Annotated in this window: 22 protein-coding genes, 2 tRNA genes and 1 other RNA gene; 16 read left to right on the forward strand and 9 right to left on the reverse strand. The window is 37.1% G+C overall.

Going from position 1 to position 25,070, the window contains the following annotated elements:
• Nucleotides 1-343 precede the first annotated feature (343 nt).
• From FC56_RS04340 to FC56_RS04360, 5 genes are all read left to right on the forward strand, one after another.
• Nucleotides 344-1,177, forward strand: a complete 834-nt coding sequence (locus tag FC56_RS04340; RefSeq protein ID WP_056978169.1) for a hypothetical protein — start codon at nt 344-346, stop codon at nt 1,175-1,177.
• Nucleotides 1,178-1,326: 149 nt separating this feature from the next.
• Complete coding sequence (locus FC56_RS04345) at nt 1,327-1,662, forward strand: hypothetical protein (protein WP_054669080.1); 336 nt, start codon at nt 1,327-1,329, stop codon at nt 1,660-1,662.
• Between the two features lie 23 nt (nt 1,663-1,685).
• Entirely contained in the window at nt 1,686-2,129 is a 444-nt protein-coding gene (locus FC56_RS04350) for a hypothetical protein (RefSeq protein ID WP_054669078.1), read from the forward strand.
• A 234-nt stretch (nt 2,130-2,363) separates the two neighbouring features.
• The gene (locus tag FC56_RS04355; protein WP_056978170.1) at nt 2,364-3,473 is read left to right on the forward strand and encodes a phage portal protein; all 1,110 of its coding nucleotides are present in this window, start codon (nt 2,364-2,366) and stop codon (nt 3,471-3,473) included.
• Nucleotides 3,463-5,016, forward strand: coding sequence for a phage major capsid protein (locus FC56_RS04360; protein ID WP_056978171.1), 1,554 nt, complete (start codon nt 3,463-3,465; stop codon nt 5,014-5,016). The genes FC56_RS04355 and FC56_RS04360 overlap by 11 nt, the downstream gene beginning before the upstream one ends.
• Nucleotides 5,017-5,319: 303 nt before the next feature.
• Here the strand turns inward: FC56_RS04360 and FC56_RS04365 are convergent, their stop codons facing one another.
• From FC56_RS04365 to FC56_RS04370, 3 genes are all read right to left on the reverse strand, one after another.
• Nucleotides 5,320-6,126, reverse strand: a complete 807-nt coding sequence (locus FC56_RS04365) for a hypothetical protein (protein WP_054669069.1) — start codon at nt 6,124-6,126, stop codon at nt 5,320-5,322.
• A 488-nt stretch (nt 6,127-6,614) separates the two neighbouring features.
• Nucleotides 6,615-6,985: a transfer-messenger RNA gene (gene ssrA, locus FC56_RS08040) on the reverse strand.
• A gap of 48 nt (nt 6,986-7,033) precedes the next feature.
• Nucleotides 7,034-7,807, reverse strand: a complete 774-nt coding sequence (locus FC56_RS04370) for a Cof-type HAD-IIB family hydrolase (RefSeq protein ID WP_054669067.1) — start codon at nt 7,805-7,807, stop codon at nt 7,034-7,036.
• A 129-nt stretch (nt 7,808-7,936) separates the two neighbouring features.
• On the opposite strand from FC56_RS04370, the gene FC56_RS04375 reads away from it, so the two are divergent.
• From FC56_RS04375 to FC56_RS04390, 4 genes are all read left to right on the forward strand, one after another.
• The gene (locus FC56_RS04375; protein WP_056978172.1) at nt 7,937-8,623 is read left to right on the forward strand and encodes a cysteine peptidase family C39 domain-containing protein; all 687 of its coding nucleotides are present in this window, start codon (nt 7,937-7,939) and stop codon (nt 8,621-8,623) included.
• Between the two features lie 11 nt (nt 8,624-8,634).
• Nucleotides 8,635-9,351 (forward strand): response regulator transcription factor, encoded by a 717-nt coding sequence (locus FC56_RS04380; protein WP_056978173.1) that lies wholly within the window; start codon nt 8,635-8,637, stop codon nt 9,349-9,351.
• Complete coding sequence (locus FC56_RS04385; RefSeq protein ID WP_056978174.1) at nt 9,351-10,808, forward strand: sensor histidine kinase; 1,458 nt, start codon at nt 9,351-9,353, stop codon at nt 10,806-10,808. The genes FC56_RS04380 and FC56_RS04385 overlap by 1 nt, the downstream gene beginning before the upstream one ends.
• Nucleotides 10,809-10,909: 101 nt before the next feature.
• On the forward strand, nt 10,910-12,244 hold the full coding sequence (locus FC56_RS04390; protein ID WP_056978175.1) for a glucose-6-phosphate isomerase: 1,335 nt from the start codon (nt 10,910-10,912) through the stop codon (nt 12,242-12,244).
• 37 nt (nt 12,245-12,281) lie between these two features.
• On the opposite strand, the gene FC56_RS04395 is transcribed toward FC56_RS04390, so the two are convergent.
• Entirely contained in the window at nt 12,282-13,826 is a 1,545-nt protein-coding gene (locus FC56_RS04395; RefSeq protein WP_056978176.1) for a ClC family H(+)/Cl(-) exchange transporter, read from the reverse strand.
• A 121-nt stretch (nt 13,827-13,947) separates the two neighbouring features.
• A tRNA-Glu gene (locus tag FC56_RS04400) sits at nt 13,948-14,021 on the reverse strand.
• Nucleotides 14,022-14,148: 127 nt separating this feature from the next.
• On the opposite strand from FC56_RS04400, the gene FC56_RS04405 reads away from it, so the two are divergent.
• Nucleotides 14,149-14,221: transfer RNA gene (locus FC56_RS04405), tRNA-Gln, on the forward strand.
• A gap of 238 nt (nt 14,222-14,459) precedes the next feature.
• Here the strand turns inward: FC56_RS04405 and FC56_RS04410 are convergent.
• Both FC56_RS04410 and FC56_RS04415 read right to left on the reverse strand, forming a co-directional pair.
• The gene (locus FC56_RS04410; protein WP_056978177.1) at nt 14,460-14,888 is read right to left on the reverse strand and encodes a hypothetical protein; all 429 of its coding nucleotides are present in this window, start codon (nt 14,886-14,888) and stop codon (nt 14,460-14,462) included.
• Nucleotides 14,889-15,097: 209 nt separating this feature from the next.
• Nucleotides 15,098-15,427 carry a hypothetical protein gene (locus FC56_RS04415; protein ID WP_054669061.1) on the reverse strand — a complete coding sequence of 110 codons (330 nt, stop codon included), beginning with the start codon at nt 15,425-15,427 and terminating at the stop codon, nt 15,098-15,100.
• Nucleotides 15,428-15,630: 203 nt separating this feature from the next.
• Between FC56_RS04415 and FC56_RS04420 the strand changes: the two genes are divergently transcribed.
• The 3 genes from FC56_RS04420 (at nt 15,631) to FC56_RS04430 (ending at nt 20,272) form a co-directional block, all read left to right on the forward strand.
• Complete coding sequence (locus tag FC56_RS04420; protein WP_056978178.1) at nt 15,631-17,376, forward strand: ABC transporter ATP-binding protein; 1,746 nt, start codon at nt 15,631-15,633, stop codon at nt 17,374-17,376.
• Entirely contained in the window at nt 17,366-19,192 is a 1,827-nt protein-coding gene (locus FC56_RS04425; protein WP_056978179.1) for an ABC transporter ATP-binding protein, read from the forward strand. Before FC56_RS04420 ends, FC56_RS04425 begins: the two co-directional genes overlap by 11 nt.
• Before the next feature lie 81 nt (nt 19,193-19,273).
• Complete coding sequence (locus FC56_RS04430; protein ID WP_225425421.1) at nt 19,274-20,272, forward strand: serine hydrolase domain-containing protein; 999 nt, start codon at nt 19,274-19,276, stop codon at nt 20,270-20,272.
• A gap of 27 nt (nt 20,273-20,299) precedes the next feature.
• Here the strand turns inward: FC56_RS04430 and FC56_RS04435 are convergent, their stop codons facing one another.
• Together FC56_RS04435 and FC56_RS04440 are read right to left on the reverse strand one after the other, a co-directional pair.
• Entirely contained in the window at nt 20,300-21,004 is a 705-nt protein-coding gene (locus FC56_RS04435; protein ID WP_056978180.1) for a type 1 glutamine amidotransferase, read from the reverse strand.
• Nucleotides 21,004-22,350 carry a Mur ligase family protein gene (locus FC56_RS04440; protein WP_056978181.1) on the reverse strand — a complete coding sequence of 449 codons (1,347 nt, stop codon included), beginning with the start codon at nt 22,348-22,350 and terminating at the stop codon, nt 21,004-21,006. The genes FC56_RS04435 and FC56_RS04440 overlap by 1 nt, the downstream gene beginning before the upstream one ends.
• 198 nt (nt 22,351-22,548) lie before the next feature.
• Here FC56_RS04440 and FC56_RS04445 point away from each other — a divergent pair, with 198 nt between their 5' ends.
• Genes FC56_RS04445 through prmC form a run of 3 tightly spaced genes read left to right on the forward strand, consistent with a single transcriptional unit; the run spans nt 22,549 to nt 25,069 of the window.
• Nucleotides 22,549-23,118, forward strand: coding sequence for a thymidine kinase (locus tag FC56_RS04445; protein ID WP_056978182.1), 570 nt, complete (start codon nt 22,549-22,551; stop codon nt 23,116-23,118).
• Nucleotides 23,119-23,139: 21 nt separating this feature from the next.
• Nucleotides 23,140-24,222, forward strand: a complete 1,083-nt coding sequence (gene prfA, locus FC56_RS04450) for a peptide chain release factor 1 (protein WP_056978183.1) — start codon at nt 23,140-23,142, stop codon at nt 24,220-24,222.
• A complete protein-coding gene (gene prmC, locus FC56_RS04455) occupies nt 24,215-25,069 on the forward strand; it encodes a peptide chain release factor N(5)-glutamine methyltransferase (protein ID WP_056978184.1) in 855 nt (284 codons plus the stop codon). Before prfA ends, prmC begins: the two co-directional genes overlap by 8 nt.
• Nucleotide 25,070 lies beyond the last annotated feature (1 nt).

The raw sequence follows: 25,070 nt of genomic DNA on the forward strand, positions 1-25,070 counted from the left end.
TTTGATCACATTGCACCCATTAGATATTTGCTGATTATGTTATGATCGGCCGAGCTAAGAGAAACTTGTTGACGGTGAGCGAACAATTTAATTGTTCTGCTTAATACGATCCATATTATTTTCATGATTCATTACTTCCTTTATGTATTATTGTTTCTGTCGTGGTTTCGTTATTTTCTAATATTTATCTCCTTATTTTTGTCCCCGTAACTTTAATAGTTGCGGGGGTTTTTGTTTGGGTAACGTTGGTAGTATTTTACGGATTTCAAATCGCTAAATTAAATGGCCTATTGATTAGTACCCAATAAACACGGATAATATAGCCCAAAAGGAGTTGAAAGAAATGAAGAAAACAATTGGAATTATCATGACCGGTTTAATGGCTGTTGGGATTGGTGTATCGGCCAATCAGCAATCAGTACAAGCAAAATCAACGATCAAACGTATGTGGAAAGTAATCAGCGTTGAAGATGTTGAAGCATATTATACTGCTTCTAACAAGAGTGCCTATGTTTGGAATACTAAGTTTACTAAAAGAACTAACAATTTAAAAAATTACCCCAATACCACATGGTATGTTAGTGAGCAAGTAAAGTATAATCATCGAGTGTATTACAAGATAAGCGGTTTAAGTGGTAAGGTTTATGGCTATACTTGGCGTGGCAATGTTGCGCCGTATATTTTAAAACCAATGAACAGTTTTAAAGGTGATGCCGATTATTTAAATTATCTAAATACTGATAAATCCCAAAAGGTTGCACGGGCCATTTTAAAGTTAATGCCTAATGCTGAAGTGGATTATAAATTATCTTATGCAGCTGCTAAAGCGTCAGACTTATCAAAAATTAATGGATACAGCAATGTTATTCCATTGTCTAATTTGGAAATGAAAGTCAAAGATGAGGTCGGGTTTAAGTACTCTACTTACATTAGGTATCAACTCCAAACTAATGCTCCCACTGCAGCGGAGACGGCTAAGAATGTGAAAGCAATTCTAGAACATCATGGGTATACCTCTGAAAAATTAGATAGTTTATTTAAGCAAGGATATAAACTAGGGATCTGTGTTGATTGTTCTGGCGCTTATAGTGCTGGAAAATATGGATATCCAAGTGAGCTTAAACAACATTCAAACGATGGATCATCTCGGATGGGTACGCTTGTATTGGCTAAATAATAATAATAATATAAAAGTAAGTCCTAACCACAACGGTTAGGGCTTTTTTGTTTGGCTAAAGTTGGCCCACAAATGACCCACATGAAAATACTATACGAAATATAATAATACTATAGACAAATGTTGTATTCAGAAAGAGGGTGAAGTCTATGAAGTCACGAGAGGATCTGTATAACTTCTTACTAACCAAACGGCCAGCAGAATTACCATTAACTAAGCATGATATTGAGTTAATCCAATCTGCTGTAGAGATCATGGAGCAAGTAGCAGCACAACAGAAAAGTATTGAGAAGCTACAAGCAGAAGACGACGCTAGAGCGCTTGAAGTTTATGAGCAAGGCGAGAAGTTAGACCGTGCTTATCTTGCAAGAGGATTGTACGAATTAAACGTAAGCAAAATGTTGATCAGTCGCCAAGCTATGAAGCTATTGAAGTTGGCTGGTGTAGATCTGGGAATTGATTTTGATAAGCCATTTATTTACTAACTTAATATTGGGAGGTTGCTGTTATGTCGTTCAATGCCAAGAAGTATATTGAATCAATCCTGCACGATTACCCTCGTTGCGATCAGTACATTGATGATCGAGTTAAGAACATGGTTCAAGAAGCAGCAGAAGAATCGTTGCGCAATAGTAACAAAGATCTGACTGAAAAGCAGATCAAAGAAGCCTTGTACGATGGGTACAAAGATCCCACGATCAAAGACCCTAAAACATGGGCTTTAAAACGTGATAACAATTTAGCAGGATTACAAGAGAACCAAGACGTAATTAATAGTTGCTTGGCTGAACTAAACGAGAAGGATTTAAAGACTATTGCAGCAGTGTTCTTTAATAATTATCTGACAGCCAGAGAAGCAGCGGAACACTTGCATGTTTCTGGCGCAAAAGTATCACGAGTTACAAATAAATTTATTAAAGCAGTAGCCAAGCACAAAGGATTTGAATTATAAACTTATGATTCTGATAACAATCTAGAAAGTTTGGTGTACCTAACAAAATACCCCCGGCCTTACTCTCCCAAGGCTTTCCGCCATACAATGGAGTCTTCTCACAGAAATGTTCAAAAAACGAGTATAAAAGTATAGGGGGGTAACTGTTTTAAACGTTGATATAACAGTATCTTTAACAAAAAAATATAGAAAAAAGCACCACTAAACTAAATAAAAAAGATAGGGGGCTATAGATTGAGTATTTTCAAAAGAAAAAAGGCTATTGAACCGATTAACGATCCCATTTTTGAAGTGATTAGTAGCTGGGCCGATAATCCCGGAGAAGTACCACTAGATAGTGGCTACAGAAACAGTGCTATCTTTTCAGCAGTAAGCCTAATTGCTGGGGATCTGGCCAGTAACCGGATTAAGTCGGATAGCAGCAAACTAGAAAAGATCTTAAACGATGATCCCAACGACTTTACTAATGGCCACGATCTAAAACAGTCATTATTCACTAATTTACTGCTGTACGGTAATTCATTTTGTTACGTTGACCGCTCAAGCTTAAACAATGCCGTAATTGGCTTTGAATTTATCCCATATGGTAATGTACGGGTCGAGTATGATACTGACGACCAAGAGCCAACTTATTACTGGGCGGATAGTTCCAAACGTAAAGGCCAAATTAAGAACGCTGATATTTTGCACTTCAAGTTATTCCCGGTTAGGGGCGTACAAGGGGTATCACCACTACAAGCCCTACACCAGCAACGCAACGCCATGAACCAAGCGGATAGCATGCGGAATAATTATTTTAATATGGGTTATTCTAAATGGCATTTAACATTAAATGCTGGTGCGGTTGACCAAGAAGCAAAGGATCATATCAGAAACGCCTTTGAGAGTTCTATCACTGGGGATAATTCTGGTAGAACCATTGTCACAGATCAAACCATGTCCGTCGATCCCCTGAACTCAAATACTGACGCTGGCATTGTTAAGTTGATTAGTGACGTTCAGAACGCCAGTAAAAAAGATATTGCGACGGTGTACGGCATTCCGGTTGATTGGCTGGGAATTGAAAGTGAGCATAGTAACGCCGAGCAGGCTAAAAGCTTTTATGTAGAACATGCCTTATCTAATTATATGGCCGCAATTACTAGTGAACTAGAGTTTAAACTTGGCCAACACTTTGAATATGATTTGAGTAGGCTACTAAACACTAACGTTCAAGCTCAATCAACCATGGCCATGGAACAATACAACGCTGGAATCATCACGATTAATGAAGCCCGTAAAATGATGAACTTGGAACCATTAGAAAATGGGGACGAGAGAAAGGACTTATTAAATGGGAACTAATTTAGAAAAATTGTTGTTAGATGATTCGGAAGTTAGAGCTAACGAACCGACAGACGACAAAGAAGACACTGGCAAGAAGTCAGATGATACCCAACAGGATACTGACGATAAGAAGCAGGATACTGAACCCAAAGACGATCCTAAAGAAGATACTAGTATTAGCGGTTACGCTTTGAAGTTCAATGCACCCAGCAAGGATTTAGGGGGCTTCATTGAGATCATCGACCCTAATGCGTTGGCTGATACGGATTTATCTAAAGTAGTCTTGTTATTTAATCATGACTATAACCAGATCCTAGCCAGTGTGGCCAACAATAATCTTACTTTAGCCATTGATGAAACGGGGTTGAAGTTTGACGCCCAACTAGATACTAGCGTTAGTTATATTGCCGACGCTTACAAACAAATCCAAAACGGTAACTTAAGCCACTGTTCATTTAGCTTTGATGTAGCTGATAACGGTGACGAATTTACTACTGATACTGACGGTAAGACGGTTAGAACCGTTAAGCAGATCAGTAATTTATATGATGTGAGCGTGGTTTCGATTGCGGCTTATGATGAAACGGAAGTTTCTACCGCCGCCGCCCGCTCATACGAAAACTATTTAACTAAAAAAGAAAGCGAGGGCAAACATATGCCTATTGAAACTTTAGATCCAAATAACGAAACGAAACAAGCAGAATTAAGATCCTTTGATAACTATATCCGTTCCCACGGTGAAAAGCGGGACGGTTTAACTACAGCAGACGGGAATATCGTAATTCCTGAACTAGTAGCCCAACCAGTAATGGAAGAACTATCTAAGCAAGATTTAGCTAAATATTCTTATGGCTTAACGGTTAGTTCTTCAATGGGTAAGATCCCAGTTATTTCTGACAGTCAAGCGGTATTAGCTACTAAAGAAGAACTTGCTGCAATCCCAGAAACCGAAAACGGCATTGACGGGGTTAAGTATGAAGTGAAAACCCGTACTGGTAAGATCATTTTATCTAATGAAATCCTTGATGATTCAGCAGTAGACTTATCTTCTATCATTAGCGATCAATTAAAACGGTTAGTCTTGAACACTAACAACGCCCAAATCTCGACTATCTTAAGCGGTTTAACCGCTACCCCAGTCACCACCATGGACGATATTATTAAAGCCTATGACGGTAAACTTGACCCTAATTTCAAAGAAATTGCGGTTACTAACATGACCGGGTTGGCTTACTTGGATACTTTGAAGTATGAAGACGGCCATTTCATGTTAATGGACGATGTAAAGGCACCTAGTGGTAAAGCTATTTTCGGTTTACCTTTGTTAGTACTTAACGATAAGTTCCTAGCTGGTACACCATTATTCATTGGCTCATTGCGGGAAGCGGTGGCCGTAATTACTAGGAACAATCTAGAAATTAAGTACGATGTATTTGATAACTATGGGACTGCATTCGCTGCAATCTTAAGAACTGATTATCAGTTGCTTAATCCGGACGCAATGTTAAACTTAACTTTGCCAGCAGGAACAGCAGCCGCCAAAGCTAGTACCAAGAAATAAATAGTTACCCAATTGCCTACCATGTAAGAATGGTGGGCTTTTTGTTTGGCATGACGTTGTACAGGCGCATTCTGCTGCACGGTTTAAAAGTGGGGTGGTTAGTTGTGGGTTTGGGTGGCTCTAATAATATGTATGTAGTTGGATATTGTTAAATGACCGTGCTACAATACTCCTTGAAATAAAGTAGCATGATGAGTTACCAAAGCCCCCAACTATTTGGAGTAGTTGAGGGCTTTTATTATGAATCGTTGTCTGTTTTTTGCGGTTATTATGTCAGTAAGTAACCAATAAAACCGTAAATATCTATTTTGCCAAAACAATTCCAGGATAATCGTCAAAAGTTTGATTTTTGGCATTGGCATAATAGAAAATACCAATTTTATAGTTACTTAAAGAATTACGTTTTGCTTGAGTATAACCGGCATTATTCAATGCTGATTTAATTAAATTAATTCTAGTTTTATCGGAAATATTCTTTTTATATATAATATGATCCATGTATTTCGTAGCTGCTGGGAAAGCCAAAACTTTGGAATATCCTAAATTATCTAAACTTTCATATTGCTCAAAGTTTTGGGTTAGTTTTAATGAAATTTTGGTATTTGGAAATAGTTTTAATACTTCACGGGTTACTTTTTGTGATGGTGATTGTTTAATATAGTTCATATATTCATTATCATTCATAAAGCGGAAAGGGCTAACGTCATTTAAAACTTTATAATTTGTATTGAAACCACGATCTAAATAACCATGCCAAACCATACCAACTTTTGAAACATATTTATGTGATGGATCATAGCTAGAAACGTAATAATAAATTGCTTTTTTACCATTATGAGATACTACAGCATTTTTACCATTATAAATCCAACTGTAATTTTTGTAGTTTTTTAAGTTAGCTTTTACTTTAGTTCGAGTTGAATTCCACAAATAAACATTTTTAGATTTGTTTTTGACGTGGTAAAAATTTTCTGAAATGCTACTGTTTATTGTGACTTTTTCCACTTTATAGCTAGATGCACTTGAATTATTTTGATGAATAATCAGGCTCATTCCTGTAATAGCTAAAGTTGCCACAGCAATTTTAGCAATTTTTTTTATATTTTTCATGTATGTATCTCCTCAATGTTTTTTTTCAACTCTTATTATACAGTAGTATAGCCGCGGTATAACTAAAAAATATGTTATATAGGCGCATTCTGACGCACGGTTTAAAAGTGGGGTGGTTAGTTTGTGGGTTTGGGTGGCTCTAATATTATAGTAGTAATGCCAAAATAAAACCCCTCGACCAAATAGGCGAGGGGGAATCAAAAAGCAATACTTCTTCAAACGAGCAGCGGTTAATCGCTGCAACTAATTTTAACATCACAGTTGGCAAACAACCAGCAAGCATTTAGACAAATAAAAAACTGTTACCCAAAAGGATAACAGCACATACACGCCCCGCACGGTCTATATTAAATTGGTATACCTAATATAATGGTTGCCAAAACGGTTGCCATTGATTAGCAATTATTGGCCTTTGTTGGCAATTCTAAAAAATAGAAATGCCTTTATACCAGTACTTTAACCGCCGTTACGATTTATTAAAAGCTATAAAATGGAGTCGGCGGGAGTCGAACCCGCGTCCGAGCATATCGCCACCTGAACATCTACGTTCATAGATTTACTATTTAAATTTCACTAATAAAAACGCCATAAATCAAGGCTCTCGTTATTAGCTAATCTGATTAGTCTCTTCAATTGACTTCAGATGGGAGCCAATTGCGTAAGCCCACTTATTTATAGGACCCAGATCTATCTCATGGGCGAAGATAGGAGGATCTACGTTAAGCGCTTATTAGGCAGCTAAAGCGTAAGAGTTTGAATTATTTTTTGCAGTTATAATTTTAAACTGGGTGGTTTAACGTGGCACCGCACGAAACGCAGTCCAGGCTCGACCTATACCCGTCGAATCCATAACGACCCCAAAATTGTATCTATAATTGTAGCACATTTCAGGGAAATAGCAAAAAATTTAGATTAAATCAAAGTGTTTGAGACCGTTTACGATACCGTGATCGGTGTTAGCCGTGGTAACAAATTCGGCATATGGTTTAACGTGGTCTAATGCATTACCCATTGCAACGGCATGATCTACAAAATCAAGCATTGGAATATCATTATTACCATCACCGAAAGCATAGGTAGGAATATCTTCAAGTCCGGCATTTTTAATTAATTCTTGAATCCCGTGACTTTTAGAGTTGCCTTTGATGACAATATCCATACTAGATGGAGTATTACGATAAAAAGTAAATTGATCATCAAATTTATCTCGGTAATCTTCATCATGTCCCTTGGTCATTACTAGCATCATATAAACGGGATTGGCAAGCCAAAATTCTTCCGCACCAACTGGGGGAACCGTACTGTTAACAGAGTCATAAGCTCCTTGAGCAAACTCCGTGTTAAAGTTGATCCGGGCACCTTTATCATTTAAGACTACGATGGATTCTTCAAAAGTCTTAGCATATTCAGCTAATTCTTTTGCTTGCTGATTGGAGAAGGTTGCTTCGTACACCGGCTTACCTTCATAAACCACGAAGTCGCCGTTAGCTGAAACCACTGTAGAGATTCCAGTAGCCTCCATAACGTGTGGGATCTCGAAGAGATTGCGTCCAGTTGAAATCACCGGTAAAATGTTATTGGACATTAATTGGTGCATAGCATCTGCCACTTCAGGATCAACTTGGGTTTGAGCATTTAACAGTGTATTATCTAGGTCAAAAAAGGTGAGTGCTTTGTACATAAGATAAGGACCTTCCTTTAATTAAATTAGCAATAATAGTATTAGCTTCAATTTTAGCATAATTATTCGCTTAGTTTGTTAACATATTGCGCTAATTATTGGTAAAATAAAGATAAATGGGGTGGAAAAATGAAAAAGACAACGGTAGCCGATGAACACACCAAACCGTTTTTTGTGCGATTGCGTAAAATCCCTGGTGACCATTGGTACCTACCAGAAAAAGGCAATACTAAAAATAAACAAAAGATGCCTAAAAGTTATTTAACACATGATTTTAGTATTAATCAGATCAGTTTTTTTAATAACCAAGTCTGGTATTATTTTGAAGGGGAAAATACTTCAGGCTGGTTAGCTAAGCGAAATATTAGTAAGGCATTTAGAAGATTGGCTGTAAAGCCATTGAAACAGCGAACAGCTACAGATTTAGACAATTACGTAGCTGCTTTAATGATGTTATTTGACTATGCCGACCAACCAATGGATGAAGCCAAATTAAGGGATTGGGTCCAAGGTTGGCACGATAATTCTCGTAAATTATTAGATTTAAGTGAACTAATTATTAATCAAACTAATTCTATTCGAGACTTAAATCAAGCAGATTTTCGTCAGTTGAATCGACAATTATTGAGGGGAAGACCAATACTATTACGAGTAAATGGATTAGATAACCTTAAATCCAATGTGATTGTGTTAACTGGATTTAATCGTAAATTGTATTATTATAACAATCCTTGGTCTGGAAAATTAGAAGTGATTTCACAAAAACATTTAAAGCATTTTTGGAAAAATGGCTCGTATGAAGCTATTAGTTATTAAGGAGATTAAAAATGAAAGTATTAATGGTAGAAGATAATAAATCAGTGTCGGAAATGATGGCAATGTTTTTTCAAAAAGAAGACTGGGATGTAACCTATGCCTATGATGGTGAAGAAGCAGTAGATAAATTTAAAAAAGAAGCCGATGATTGGGACATCATTACTTTAGACTTGAATTTACCTAAAAAAGACGGAATGCAAGTAGCTAAAGAGATTAGAGAAATCTCTGAAAGTGTTCCTATCATCATGTTAACGGCTCGTGATTCCGACAGTGAACAAGTTTTAGGATTTGAAATGGGAGCAGACGACTACGTTACCAAGCCATTTAGTCCTATTACGTTAATCGCTCGAATGAAAGCTGTTAGTCGCCGTTCAAATAACGGTAATGGTTCAGCTGGAGCAGATGCTGAAGACGGGTTTGACGTAGTGACTGATAACTTTAAGATGAATAGTGGGACTCGAGAAGCCTATTTAAATGATCAATTAATTCCTGACCTAACACCCAAAGAATTTGACCTATTAAAGGCCATGGCCAAAAAGCCTCGCCAAGTATTTACCCGGGAAAAATTATTACAAGAAGTATGGGATTACGAATACTATGGTGATGAACGGACAGTGGATGCTCATGTTAAAAAATTACGTTCTAAAATTGAAAAGGCTGGCCCCCAAGTTATCCAAACAGTTTGGGGGGTAGGTTACAAATTTGATGATTCTGAGGCTGCTAAGTAATGAAATTAATTTATCAGCAAGTTCTTTCGTTTTTTGCGGTCATTGCCGTAACGATTTTACTGCTGGGAATTTCTTTTAGCAGAATGACCAAGTCATTTATGTACAACAATAGGTGGGATCAGTTAGAACGTTATTCTGATGGCTTAGTCGAGCAATCACTTACAGCGAACCGTAAAACTGGTAAGACGGCCTTTAATATAAAAAAATTAGATAATTATGAAGCTTTTCTAAAAAATCAATCAGTCCACTTTACGATATATCAACCAAATGAAAAACCGCTTTACCCTAAAAATCAAGAAACTGATAAAATAACTTCTTCAGAGTGGAAACGGCTGAAGAACAACCAAATGATACGTAAAACCGATGAAATTACTGCTGAAAATAAGAATAATAATAACCCGGCAATGCTTGAAGTGTTAAAACCGTATTATTATAATAATAAACTTTTAGCTGTGATCGGAGTGGGGTTATATACATCGGAAGTAAACTCAACTCTTAATAAAATTAACCGGGACTTAGTTAAAGCGTTAATTATTTCCCTAATTGTATCCATGATTATTAGTTTCTTTATTTCCAGAAGGCTAAATCGGCGAATTAATGTGCTACGAGATGCAGCTAATCAGGTAACTAAGGGAAACTATAGAATCAGATTGGTAAATCAAGGTAAAGATGAAATAGATGAATTGACTACTGATTTTAACCATATGACCGAAAATTTAGAAAAATCAGCTGACGAAATTCAACGTCAAGAAGAACGGCGCCAAGAATTTTTGGCAGACGCAGCACACGAAATGCGGACGCCATTAACTACAATTAATGGTATTTTAGAGGGTGTTAAGTACGATATAATTCCTGCAGATTCAAGGGGAAAAAGTTTGGATCTAATGATGAGTGAAACTCAACGATTAATTAGATTAGTCAATGAAAATTTGGATTATGAAAAAATTCGTTCCAATACTATTCCGTTACATGAAACTAAATTCAATGCTTACGATGCAATGCACCAACTTCCTGGTCAAATTTCTGCTAAAGCAAGTGCTGCTAACGATGAGATTGTAATTGATGCTCCTAAAAACTTTCCGGTTTATGCTGATTATGATCGTTTTGTTCAAATCATGGTTAATATCAGCACCAACGCAATTCAGTTTACTAAAGACGGGGTTATTACAGTTAAAGGCTTCAGAAATAAAGAAGATAATGCTGCCGTTCTAGAGATTAGCGATACTGGGATTGGGATGTCTAACGAACAGGCTCAAAATATTTTTGAACGTTACTATAAAGCCGATGCCTCCAGACGAAGCGGTAAATACGGTGAATCTGGGCTAGGATTAGCAATTGTTCATCAATTAGTAGAACAGCATGGTGGAACTATTGAAGTTAGCTCTGAATTGGGAGTCGGAACAACGTTTACGATTACTTTCCCAGATGAAAATAGTAAAAAGCAGGATGATGAATAAAAAAGGTATATACCAAATTTCTGTAAACGGTTAATTTTTGAACTAATTTGTAGTAAAATAATGTTGTTAAGTTAAATAACATAAAGTAAGGATTGATATAAATGGCATATTTGAACTTTGATAGCTCCAAGTTAACAAAATTTGTTCATGATAACGAATTAGCAGAAATGCAAGCAATGGTAAATGCTGCTGATTCTGAATTACGAAACGGTACCGGTGCTGGTAGCGATTTTCGTGACTGGTTAGACCTTCCTACTAATTATGATCACGAAGAATTTGATCGCATTAAAAAAGCTGCTGCTAAGATTAACCAAGATTCTAAATATTTAATTACTATTGGGATTGGTGGTTCTTACTTAGGTGCTCAAATGGCATTAGACTTCTTACACAATAATTTCTACACTCGTGAAGAAGAAACTACTCAAGTAGTTTTTGCCGGTAATTCATTAAGCTCTACTTACTTACAAGATTTAATCGAATTAGTTGGAGATGCTGATTTTTCTATCAATATTATTTCTAAATCAGGGACTACTACTGAACCTGCAGTAGCTTTCCGGGTATTTAAGGAAATTTTGATTGCTAAGTACGGTGAAGAAGAAGCTAATAAACGAATCTACGCTACTACTGATGCTAACCGCGGTGCTCTTAAGGAAGAAGCAGATGCCAATGGCTGGGAAACTTTTGTGATTCCAGATGGTGTCGGTGGTCGTTTCTCAGTATTAACTGCCGTTGGTTTACTTCCAATTGCTGTTTCTGGTGCTGACATCGATGAATTAATGAAGGGTGCTCGTGATGCACAAAATGAATATGTTGATGCCGATTTAACTAAGAACGAAGCATATCAATACGCTGCTTTGAGAAATATTTTGTATCGTAAAGGGTTTACTACTGAATTATTGGAAAACTATGAACCTAATATGCGGATGTTTTCAGAGTGGTGGAAGCAATTAATGGGTGAATCTGAAGGTAAAGACCAAAAAGGTATTTACCCATCATCAGCTAACTTCACTACTGATTTGCATTCATTAGGTCAATACATTCAAGAAGGTCTACGTAACCTCTTTGAAACAGTAGTTAAAGTAGACAAGCCAACTAAAGACATTAAGATTCCTAGTCAAGAAGGTAACTTAGATGGTCTTGAATATCTTCAAGGTAAGTCAATGGATTGGGTTAACACTAAAGCCTATGAAGGGGTTGTGTTAGCACATACCGATGGCGGTGTTCCAGTTATGACTGTTCATATTCCAGATCAATCCGCATATACTTTGGGTTATACTATTTACTTCTTTGAAGTAGCTGTAGGAATTTCTGGTTATTTAAATGGAATTAATCCATTTAATCAACCCGGAGTGGAAGCTTATAAGACCAATATGTTTGGTTTATTGGGCAAACCCGGCTATGAAGAAATTGGTAAAAAATTAAACGATCAACTTTAAATAAAAAAAACGATCCTGCATTTGTAGGATCGTTTTTTTAATTATTTAATTGTTGAATTGCAGATATAATATTTTTTTTAGCAGTGAAACTTTGTAGTTGAGGTACGGATACTATTAAAGTATCTCCAGGGCGAATGAGGCTATTACCGTTAGGAATTAGTTGTTTTTCTCCCCGTTGGATTTTTACAAGTAAACAATTTTTAGGCCAAGGAAGTTCTCTGACATAAAATGGTTCTACTTGATGAGATTCAAAGACCGGAACTTGAATTTCGGTAGTATTACCAACATGACCAATATTGCTTGGTACTAATCGTTCTCGCAACTCAGCATAAATAGGTTTACCATTTAATAGGTCATCAATTCCGTAAGCCACTAAACTTAAAACGGCTAACGGCATTAAATGTTCTAAGGAACCAACCATTTCAGTAACCAATAATATAGCGGTAAATGGAGCTTTACCAATAGCGGTAAAATAACCAGCCATAGAAATAATAATTAAATTATACACGTATTGAGGAGCAAGTAAGTGAAGTTGACTCATTCCCACTCCATAAATCGCACCAATGATAGCACCTAACGACAAGATAGGCAGAAAAATACCACCAGGTAATCCTGAACCGTAGGACAGCATTGAAAAAGCAAAACGTACTAGCAAAAGAATAACTAAGGTCGCTAAAGAGTAGTTAACAGTATTAAAACTTAAAATAATTCCATTACCGCCACCCAACCACGTAGGGTGCCAAATTCCTAATGGAATTAGCGCAGCAAAAGGAATTAAACCCCACAACAATTTAGGAACCCAAGTGAATAACTTATAAAAATCAGTTTGGTGGAGAAGTACCCATTGGTATATACGCCCTAAGACCCCAAGGAGTATTCCTAGCAGAATTAAATGCCAGTATTGAGAAATAGGAAGAGAATGTTGATAGTGTAAGCTTAATACAGGCTGCATTCCAAAAATATATAAGGAAACTAAATTAGCACTCACTGCACTAGCTAATGAGGTAATCCAGACTGGATAAGAAAAATTATGATAAACTTCTTCTAAGACAAACATGGTACCCGCAATTGGAGCATTGAAAGCTGCAGCTAACCCACCAGCAGCACCGGCAGCAATCATTATCCGTCTGTCAGATCCGTGATTGTCTAAAAATTTAGCGGCTCCTTGTCCAACCGCAGCCCCTAATTGAATAGAAGGACCTTCGCGACCTAGTGCCAAACCAGGTCCAATTGCTAAAATACCACCAATGAGTTTTCGCCAAAGGACTGACCACCAATTGTAATTAAGTTCATCATCTAATTGAGCTTCAACTTGAGGGATTCCTGAGCCACTAATGTTTGGTTGCTGTTTGATTAAAAGACCAGCAACAATGGTGGCTGCTAGAATCCATATCAAAAGGGTGAGTAAAGATAACCAGTGCCCATGTTGAATGGATCTAAACAGTTGCTGTGATTGTTTAAGTGAAATTTCAATTCCGTATCTAAAAAGATCAGCAACTATTCCGGCAAAAAAACCAATGAGGAGTCCGTTGACTATGTAGCGAACTTTACCATAGTTAAAGTGAAAAGAATGTGTAGACATGGCAACCGTCCTTAATTAAATTTGAACAATACAATTCATTATAGTAGAAAATGCTAATGAAATACAAATGACGAAACAAAAAGCCAGGAAAACAGTAAAATTGTTTTCCTGGCTTTGATTATCACCCGCACGGGGCTCGAACCCGTAACTCCGCCTTGAGAGGGCGACGTCTTAAACCAGTTTGACCAGCGGGCAATGCTTTCAAACTACTATAATAGTTTAGCTGATTTGTTATCCTTTTGTCAACGCTTTTTAATTTTTCCTATTAGAATTATTGACAAAGCTATATTATTTAGCTAATATTATTAGATGTAATATTCATTGGGTATTCGCCAAATTGGTAAGGCAGCGGACTCTGAATCCGTAATTTACTGGTTCGAGCCCAGTATACCCAATAAGCGTATATCAGCCGTTCTTGTAAGCTTGTAAAAAGCTTATGAGGACGGTTTTTTTGTATAAAAAAAGCATTTTAATACTGGATAATTCCAGTACTAAAATACTAATTTATACATGTACAAATGTATACAGATTGTTTGTAATAAATTACTACTTACTTTTCATCATCATTATTTAATAGCGCCAAAATTCCAATACATACAATCCAAAGTATTTGCATTTTTTACCTTCTAGTTTTTAGTAGTGATACCAATAGGCATATTTTCCGAACCTAGTATAAGGATCCATTGCAGATGCATAGCTTCTAAGTGCTACTCTATGCTTCTTAGTTTTAATCCGTTTAAAAGCATCTCCAAAAGTACTAAATTGAGTTTCAAATTTATAGTAACCATTTTTTAAATGCCCCATATATAGGCGTTGATATTTTTTACTTCTAGTTGGTTTAATTGTCCAATAAGTCTTACCTGATCCTGAATATTTATCGGTGATTGTATATTTTCCGATTATTTTGTAGTTATATTTGTGGGTGTAAGGATCTTTTGAACGCCACTTACCACGAATGGAAGTGGGGATAGGCTTAGTTTTGGCTTGCGTTGCGGTTGGGGTAGCAATAATTCCGACCATGCCTAATGATAAAGCAACCGTTGCTATGAAAGTTTTCTTCATGGTAAAAACTTCCTCCAATACATAGATAGTTTATGTAGATATGATCCACACATGGAGCATATCATGGGATTATAAGCTTTTCAATATTAACTAATAACTTATTTAGCTAAAAGTTATAAACTATAAAACAATCTAAATTGTAATTGGACTAATTCAAAGTATGAATAAAAATCTTTAAAATAAAAACACCTATTTGAAGGTGTTTTTTATTATTCAAATGACAATTCCACCATATACTTATTGGAATCTTGTAAATGGCCTGTGGTGACCCATAGTTCATCGTAACTTTGATCGTTTTGTTTAGTAAAGTCGTAAAAGTAATCTAATAAATTACTATTGGTGCTAATAAACTCTGGAGACATTCTAGTAACAACAATTTCGTGATCTGGAAAGTACATTTGAGCATTACCAACCGCTACTGTGTCGTCGATAAACATTCGGACGGCGTTGGTATACTCGGTAGCTGAAATAATTATGCTTTTAGGATGGCTCTTTATATAGGTAAGAACTTGAAAAATCGAGTCCGAATTACTTAGCATTTGTGTCCTCCGCTGTTAGTATTCTCATGTCTATTTTAACAAAAATAATGGAGAAAAGTTAGAAAACAATTTACTGCAAGACAAATTACTCTGGATTTAAAATTCTCAGCAGAGAACTCTTTAATTTAAAAAATAAGAAGCGTATAATGGCTTAATGCTCTATTTTCTAATTAAAAACTCTGAAAGTATTTGGGGGTAACATATTGTTTAAATTAGCAAAATCACGACTGAACTGGTGGGCCGTTTCTGGGGCCGTCGTGTTCATGATTTTACAGGTTGCTTGTGACCTGTACTTACCAACTGTAACGTCCAATATTGTTGATAAAGGGATTTCCCTTAACAATATTGGCTACATTTGGAACGAAGGATTTCGAATGATCTTCGTCTCATTTTTAGGATTATTAGCAGCAGCTGGCAATATTTATTTTGCAGCTACTCAATCTATGAAAATGGGACGCAATATTCGAAATGACTTGTTTAAAAAGGTAATGAACTTTTCTGACGAAGATATGGATAAATTCGGAGAAGCTTCATTAGATACTCGAACTACTAATGACGTTGTCCAAATTCAAAACGTGATGGTTCAGATTTTAAGAATGATGTTGATGGCGCCCATCATGTTAGTGGGAGCTGGGGTGATGGCCTATGTGAAAAGTCCACGCCTAACTACCATTTTTTTGATTTCTTTACCATTATTAGCAGTTCTAGTAGGGGCCATCATGTTTTTTGCGGTACCGTTGTTTAAGAGTTTGCAAAAAAAGACTGACCGTATTAATTTGATTTTCCGAGAAGGATTAACTGGGGTTAGGGTTATTCGTTCCTTTAACCAAGATCAATTTGAACAGGATCGTTTTGATTCTGCCAACAAGGACTTTGCCCAAACTGGGATGAAGGTTTTTACGATTGTGTCCTTTGTAATGCCAGTGATGACATTGATTTTGAGCTTAACCAACGCTGGTATCATTTGGTATGGTGGAAAATTGATTTCAGTTCAAGCTTTAGAAGTTGGAAACTTAATTTCATTTATGACTTATTCAGCTCAAATTTTAATTAGCTTTATGATGCTCTCAATGATTTTTGTCTTTATTCCTAGAGCTTCAGCTTCAGCAGCCCGGATTAATGAAGTGTTGGATGTTAAGGATTCTATTCAAGACCCAAGTAATCCGGTCCCTATTCAAGAAATTAGTAAGGAAAACTCACTTGCATTTGATCACGTGAACTTCCGCTATACTAATGCTGAGCAATTAGCCTTAACCGATATTAATTTTAGTGCTAAGGCTGGTCAAACGGTGGCGATTATCGGGGGTACGGGTTCTGGTAAATCTACCTTGGTTAACTTAATTCCACGTCTATTTGATCCTGAAAGTGGTCAAATTTTGATTAACGGTACGGCTAACAACCAAATGACTCAACATACGTTACATTCTTTAATTTCAATTACTCAGCAAAAAGCAGTATTGTTCTCTGGCACCGTTCGAGAAAACATGAAATTTGGAAAGCCTGATGCTACTGATGATGAAATTTGGCATGCTTTAACTATTGCCCAAGCTGCTGATTTTATTACGGATGATAAGGGCGGCCTAGATTATATGGTAGAGCAAGATGGAGCTAACTTCTCTGGTGGTCAGAAACAACGTTTAGTCATTGCTAGAACTATCTTAAAAAAGGCTGCGGTTTATATTTTTGATGATTCGTTTTCAGCTTTGGATTTTAAGACTGATGCCGAGTTACGAACTAGTTTGAAGCAAGATAAGCAAATTCAAAATGCTGTTAGTGTAATTGTAGCCCAACGAATTTCTACTGTTGCCAGTGCTGATTTAATCCTGGTAATTGATGAAGGAAAAGTTGTGGGCCAAGGGACTCATGATGAACTAGTTAAGTCTAATAAAGTTTATCAAGATATCTTGAACTCCCAAATTAAGCAGGAGGTGACTTCTGATGCGGAATAGTAAAGCCATTCGTAAACCCAACAATTTTTGGCAATCTACTGGTCGGTTAATCGGTTATACTAAGCGGTGGATGCCGGGGATTATTTTAGCCATTGTGATGGCCATTTTAGCCGTTTATCTTCAGATTGTAACTCCTAAAATTTTAGGAAAAGCTACCACTCAAATTTACACCGGAGTGATGGCTGGGACCGCTCAATTAAAAGCGGGATTGGGAATTACCCATTTACCAATCAATTTCACCAAAATTCTTCATATTATTAGTGAAGTAATTATTCTCTATATACTAGCTGGTTTAGCACAATTAGTTCAACAAATTGTGATGTCTAGAATTTCTCAAAGTATTGTTTACCAAATGAGAAAAGACATGAAAGCTAAAATGGAACGGTTGCCAATTTCATTTTACGATCAAAATTCTAACGGGGATATCATGTCCCGAGCAGTTAATGATATGGATAACATCAACACTATGTTGCAGTCCAGTTTAACTCAATTAATTACTAGTTTCTTTATGTTCTTTGGGGTGTTATACATGATGCTCACGATTAGTTGGCAATTAACACTGGTTGCTTTAGCAACTGTGCCAGTGAGCGGAATTATTGTTGGCATTGTGGCTCCTAAATCTCAAAAATTCTTTGGTACTCAACAAAAAGAATTAGGGAATTTAAACGGCATGACCGAAGAAAATTACTCTGGTCATAACATTATTAAGACATTTAACCGTGAAGAAACTACTATTGATGATTTTGAGAAACAAAATGAAAAGTACTACCAAGCTTCTTGGAAAGCTCAATTTGTATCTAGCTTTTTGTTCCCATTAATGAACTTAGTGAAAAACTTAGATTACGTATTTGTAGCGGTAATTGGTGGGATTCAAGTTACCCGCGGTCAAGTTACTTTAGGTAATATCCAAGCCTTCTTACAATACACGAATATGTTGTCACAACCAATTACTCAATTGGCTAGTTTGTCTAACACTATTCAATCTACGATCGCTTCTGCAGAACGAATTTTTGCTATTTTGGATGAACCTGAAATGACAGATGAACCAATAGACGTTCCTGTAGATAATGCTGATCACAGTATGATCAATTTTGAAAACGTAGACTTTTCTTACGTACCAGAGAAACCTTTAATTCAAAACTTTAATCTGCGAGTTAATCCGGGTGAAATGGTAGCCATCGTTGGACCAACCGGAGCCGGAAAAACTACTATCATTAACTTGTTAGAGCGTTTTTATGATATTAAATCTGGATCTATCAAGATGAAGGGTAAAGATACTCGCGAAGAAAGCCGCTCAGAATTGCGGTCACACATGGCAATGGTCTTACAAGACACCTGGCTCTTTACAGGTACTATTTATGATAATATCAAGTATGGTAATGAAAATGCTACGGAAGAAGAAGTATATGCGGCAGCTCGTTCAGCTCATGCAGATACTTTTATTCGCGAATTGCCTAATGGTTATCAAACTGTATTGAACGAAAATGCTAGCAATATTTCTCAAGGCCAACGCCAGTTGTTGACGATTGCCAGGGCGTTCTTGGCTAACCCAGAAATTCTAATTTTGGATGAAGCCACTTCTTCAGTTGATACAAGAACTGAAAAAATGATTCAAGATGCAATGGATAGTTTGTCAGCCGGACGGACTAGTTTTGTGGTAGCTCACCGACTTTCAACAATTCAAAATGCAGAAAATATTGTGGTGATGAACCATGGTCAAATTATTGAAACAGGTAATCACGATGTTTTAATGAAACAAAATGGTTTCTATGCAGATCTATATAATTCTCAATTTATTGGTAACGATTTAGCATAATTTAAATAACGAACAGCTTAATTTGGGCTGTTCGTTATTTTTTTGTACAATGAAAAGGAGGTGATAAAAATTAATGAACAGGTGATAGATTATTTACAACAGTTAATTGACCAAAATATTATTCCGGGTGCTAGGGTAGCAATTATTAATGCAACCCAGGAGGAGGAATTTCAATTGGGTAACCGAATAGCAATTCCCAAAAGAGAATCCTTTTCTCAGAAAGAAGCGTTATATGATGTGGCTTCTTTAACTAAGGTTATTGGAACTGTACCGCTAATTTTACAGTTGATCTCTCAACATCGATTACAGTTAACTGATTCAGTCAGTAAATTTTTACCTGAGTGGCAAAGTCCTCAAGTGACCGTTAGGCATTTGCTTACTCATACTAGTGATATAGTGGGATATATTCCCAACCGTAATTTTTTGTCAGCTGCTGAATTAACTGCTGGATTATTAGGATTACGGGCGGGGGATAAATTAGGGCAGGTCGTTCATTATCAAGACGTTAATTTTATTTTGTTGGGATGGATTGCCGAGTCCTTGACGGGGCAAAGTATTCAAGCTGCAATTTCTGACCGAATTTTGCGTCCGCTACATTTACCGAATGCGACGTTTGATCCAAATAGTAGTCCGTTAGACGTAATTCCTACTGAGTTAGATTCGCGCAGAGGATTGATTGTGGGACAGGTCCATGATCCTAAAACTGCGATTTTAGGTGAACACAGTGGAGCAGCAGGGTTATTTACTTCGCTGGCAGATTTAACTATTGTGGCCAAGTGGTTATTAGGTCAAACAAGTTATCCCCAGGTTGTACCTGATGAATTGATAACTGCATGTTTTGTTGATCAGACTCCTATGCATTCTAATAGTCGTTCGTTTGGTTGGGATTTGCGACAAGAAAGAACAGGAAATTACATTGTTCATACCGGATTTACCGGCCCCTTAATGGTAATTGATCGGGTAAATCAACGGGCTTTAATTTTATTAACGAATCGGGTAAATTTATTTTCTACCCGTCAAGAATATAAGCAGTATCGTGAACGGTTAACTCAAATTTTTATGCAAACAAAAAAAGACTGATTTCTGTTAGAAATCAGTCTTTTAATATTAATAAGTTGCGGGAATAGTGACTTTTTCTGCGTTAGATAAGTCAGCATCTGGATACCGACGTTTTAAGGCATTGATCAAAATATGTTTAGCTAATTCACCGTTGCGAGCCAAAATTGGTCCGTGGAAGTAAGTGCAGTAAACATTTTTGTAAATGGCTCCTTCAACGCCATCTTCACCATTATTACCGTGACCCTCAAGAACGTTACCTAATGGGCGTTCGTTTTCCCCCAAAAAGGTAATACCTTGGTGGTTTTCAAACCCGTGATATTTATCACCAGTTTCTTGGTTTTGAATTACAATGTCGCCGATAAAACGGTTATCTTCTTGCTTTTCGGTGTAGTGATCTAGCGCACCGATACCAGGAATTTTTTCGCCATCAGCCCCAACGTAGTAGTGGCCTAACAATTGGAAGCCGCCACAGATAGCTAACACTGAGCCGTTATCTTCGATAAAGTTGGTTAGATCAGCTTTTTTAGTTTGGATATCTTTAGAGACAATAGTTTGTTCAAAGTCCTGGCCACCGCCGAAAACGACAATGTCAAATTTATCCGGATCGAAATGATCGTCTAAACTAACTAGTTCTGAAGTAACTTCAATTCCCATTTGCTTACCAAAATATTGAAGTACTAAGATATTACCAATATCTCCGTAAGGATTCATCAAGTCACCGTAAAGATGGGCAACGTTTAAATGGTATTGCATTATTCCATGCCTCCCTCAATAAAGCCTTTGCTAGCAAAAATTTTCCGCAATTGTAACATAGCTGTGTAAGTTGCGCAAATATATACCTTTTTAGTAGGTAGGTCGTCGATCATTTCTACTACTTTATCTAAATTAGGTTCTACCATATGATCTTCATCTGGGACACCAGCCACTTGTAAACGGAAGGTAATATCCTTATAGCGTTCACCACCAGTGATGTATTTTTTAATATTCAACTGGGTTAGTCGTTCAAAATCACCATCCCAAATCCAACTAGTATCGATTCCGTCTGCATAGTTAGCGTTTAACAAACCAACAAATGAAATCGGATCTTTATCGGTTGCGATCGTGTCTAATACCTGGTTTAAACCAACCGGATTCTTTACTAAGATTAGAGTAACTAACTTGTCGTTGACCTTAATTTCTTCTTGACGCCCAAAAATTCGTTCGTCACGTTGGAAGGCTTTTTGAGCTTGGGCAGGAGTCACTCCCATGAAACGACCGACAGCGTAAGCTGCTAAGGCATTGTAAATATTGTAAACTCCACCAATTTCAATTTTCATTGGTTCTCCATCAATTTCAAAAGAAGAAGACTTGGGAGTTAATTCAGTTAACTTGGTTACCTGATAATTTAATTCTGGCCGCTTGTAACCACAATGAGGACAGAAATACTTACCTAAGTTGGCGTAGGTAATAAAGTTATAGTGTAAAATATGTTGACAACGAGGACACAAAACGCCATCCGTGTTAGGAGTGGCTTTAATATCACCGTCTGCTTGGTTATTAAAACCATAGTAAATCATCGGGTTAGGTAGATTAACCGAATGGAAAATAGGGGCATCTCCATTAGCAATTACCGTAGCGTTAGGAGCTAAAGCCACACCGTCTAAAATTTTCTTGTAGGTAGTGTAAATTTCGCCATACCGATCCATTTGATCACGGAAAATATTAGTAAACACGAATGCCTTTGGCTTAATGTGTTGAGTAACTTTAATAACGTTAGCTTCGTCAACTTCTAAAACTGCTAGAGGACGCTCATTTCTACCTCGTTTAGCGGTTAAGAAGGTAGTAACAATTCCTTGTTCCATGTTGGAACCAGAAGGGTTAGTGAGGACGTTATCGTATTTCTCTTTTAAAACTGAAACCGTTAAAGCTGTAGTCAGAGTTTTACCATTAGTACCGGTAATCACAATGACGTCGTAGTTTTTGCCTAATTCATCTAAGATGTTAGGATCTAGTTTTAACGTGATTTTCCCAGGAAGTGAACTACCTCCGTTGCGAAAAGTGTGCAAAAACCAGTAAGAACTCTTACCAGCAGCAGTTGCAATTGAACTTTGTAATGACATTTATATCTGCTCCTCTAACAATTAGTCAGCGATTGTTCATCAAAATGATAGTTTACCATAAAAAGACCAATATTTTCTGGATTTACTAACAACTTTGCACAATCCAAATAATTTGAATGGTAGAAAGCAGAAAAGTTATCGAAATCTAGGGGTATTTTCTGTATAATAAAAACGAGTACGCAAAGAAAGGTGATCAACGTGGCGCAATTATTTTATCGATACGGAGCAATGAATAGTGGTAAGACTATTGAAATTATTAAAGTAGCTCACAACTATGAGGAACAAGACAAAAGTGTCATTATTATGACCAGTGCAATTGATACCCGAGAAAAAGAGGGGATGATTGAATCTCGAATCGGACTTGAACGAGAAGCTTATTCAATTGCAGATGACACAAATATCTTTGAAGAAGTTCAGGCAATAGATAGAAATGCCAGCTGTGTGTTAATTGATGAGGCCCAATTTTTAACCAAGCAACACGTTTTGCAATTAACCCAAATTGTTGATGAGCTGAATATACCGGTAATTGCTTTTGGATTAAAAAATGATTTTCAAAATCATTTATTTGAAGGCTCTCAGGCATTATTATTGTATGCAGATAAAATAGAAGAAATGAAAACAATTTGTTGGTTCTGCGGCAAAAAAGCTATTATGAACCTGCGCATTCACGATGGTAAACCAGTATACGAGGGTGAACAAATTCAAATGGGTGGTAACGAATCTTACTATCCAGTTTGTCGCCGGCACTACAATCATCCCTTACTATAAGAATAGTAGAAAGGATTAATAATGGACGAAATTTTTGATAAATTACAAGCGGTTGTCGACCGCTATGATGAACTAAATGAATTAATCAGTGATCCAGAAATTATTTCTGACACTCAACGGTTTATGAAGCTTTCTAAAGAAGAAGCTGATTTACGAGAAACTGTTGCGACATTTAATCACTACAAGGAAGTTAGTTCTCAACTAGATGATGATGAAACTATGCTTCGTGAAGAAAACGATGCAGAATTAGAAGCTATGTTAAAAGAAGAAATCTCTGATTTACGTAGTGAAAAGGCTGAATTAGAAGACAAATTAAAGGTCTTGTTACTACCTAAAGATCCTAATGATGATAAGAACATTATTATGGAAATCCATGGGGCTGCCGGTGGAGATGAAGGTAGTCTTTTTGCTGCGGATCTTTTTAACATGTATTCTCGGTATGCTGAAAAGCAGGGCTGGAAGGTTGAAATTGTGGATCGTAGCGATACCGAAGTTGGTGGTTTTAAGGAAATTGTCCTTATGATTACTGGTAATAATGTTTATTCTAAGTTGAAGTTTGAAAACGGGGCTCACCGAGTTCAACGAATTCCGTCAACGGAATCTGCCGGACGGGTTCACACATCTACCGCTACGGTTGGTGTGATGCCAGAAGCTGAGGACGTAGATATTGATATCGATCCTAAGGATATTCGAACTGATGTGTACCGTTCTTCAGGGGCTGGTGGTCAGCACATTAACAAGACTTCTTCAGCTGTTCGGATGACTCATTTGCCAACCGGAATTGTGGTAGCAATGCAAGACGAACGATCCCAGCAACAAAACCGGGCCAAAGCTATGCAAATTTTGCGGGCTCGTGTTTACGACTACTATGCACAACAAGAACAGGATCAATATAACGCTGAACGTAAGTCGGCTGTCGGGACTGGTGATCGTTCTGAACGTATTAGAACCTATAATTTTCCTCAAAACCGAGTCACTGATCATCGAATTGGCTTAACTTTAAACAAGTTGGACCGAGTAATGAACGGTGAACTAGAGGAAATTATTGACGCATTGATTGTTTCAGATCAAGCACAAAAATTGGAAAACTTGAACAATGAATAAGCCAGCTCAGCCAACCTTTTTTCAGGCTCGTCAATGGGGAATTTCTGAATTAGAGGCTCAAGACATGGGTGACCATTTTGATGTTGATTTTATCCTAGAACAGCGACTGAATATGTCGGCAGTTGAGTTATTAACTCACTATCAACAACCGATGCCCGCTAGTGATTGGAAACAATTTCAAGTAGATATGGCTAAGTTGTTATCAGGTATGCCGCCACAGTACGTGATTGGACAGACCACATTTTATGATCTTCCCATTAAAATTAATCAATCTACTTTAATTCCTAGAGTGGAAACGGCGGAATTAGTAGATTGGGTTTTGGCTGATAATGAATCTGATTCAGAGTCTGTCTTAGATATTGGTACGGGAAGTGGTGCAATTGCAATTGCAGTTAAAGCTAATCGACCTACGTGGGCGGTAATGGCGTCTGACATTTCTGATGAGGCGTTGATAGTAGCTAAAACAAACGCAGTAGCAAATCAAACGGCTATTACGTTTGTCCATAGTGATGTCTTGGCTGAAATTGATGGTCGCTTTGATATCATCGTGTCTAATCCTCCCTATATTGATATAGCAGAAAAACCGTTGATGGATCAACGCGTATTAGAATTTGAACCCGAAACGGCTTTATTTGCGTTAGATCGAGGGCTAGCAATTTATCAACGCATTATTGATCAATTGGCAGAGCATTTGAAGAAAAATGGACAGTTATATTTAGAGATTGGTTTTAAACAGGGTGACGCAGTGGCTAAAATGTTGCGGCAGAAATTCCCAACGGCTCAAATCGAAGTTCGCAAGGATGTTGCTGGTAAGCCACGAATGATTCGGATGAAGATGGGGCGGTAAA

Origin of the sequence: Lentilactobacillus senioris DSM 24302 = JCM 17472 (assembly GCF_001436555.1) — a bacterium.
Lineage (GTDB): Bacteria > Bacillota > Bacilli > Lactobacillales > Lactobacillaceae > Lentilactobacillus > Lentilactobacillus senioris.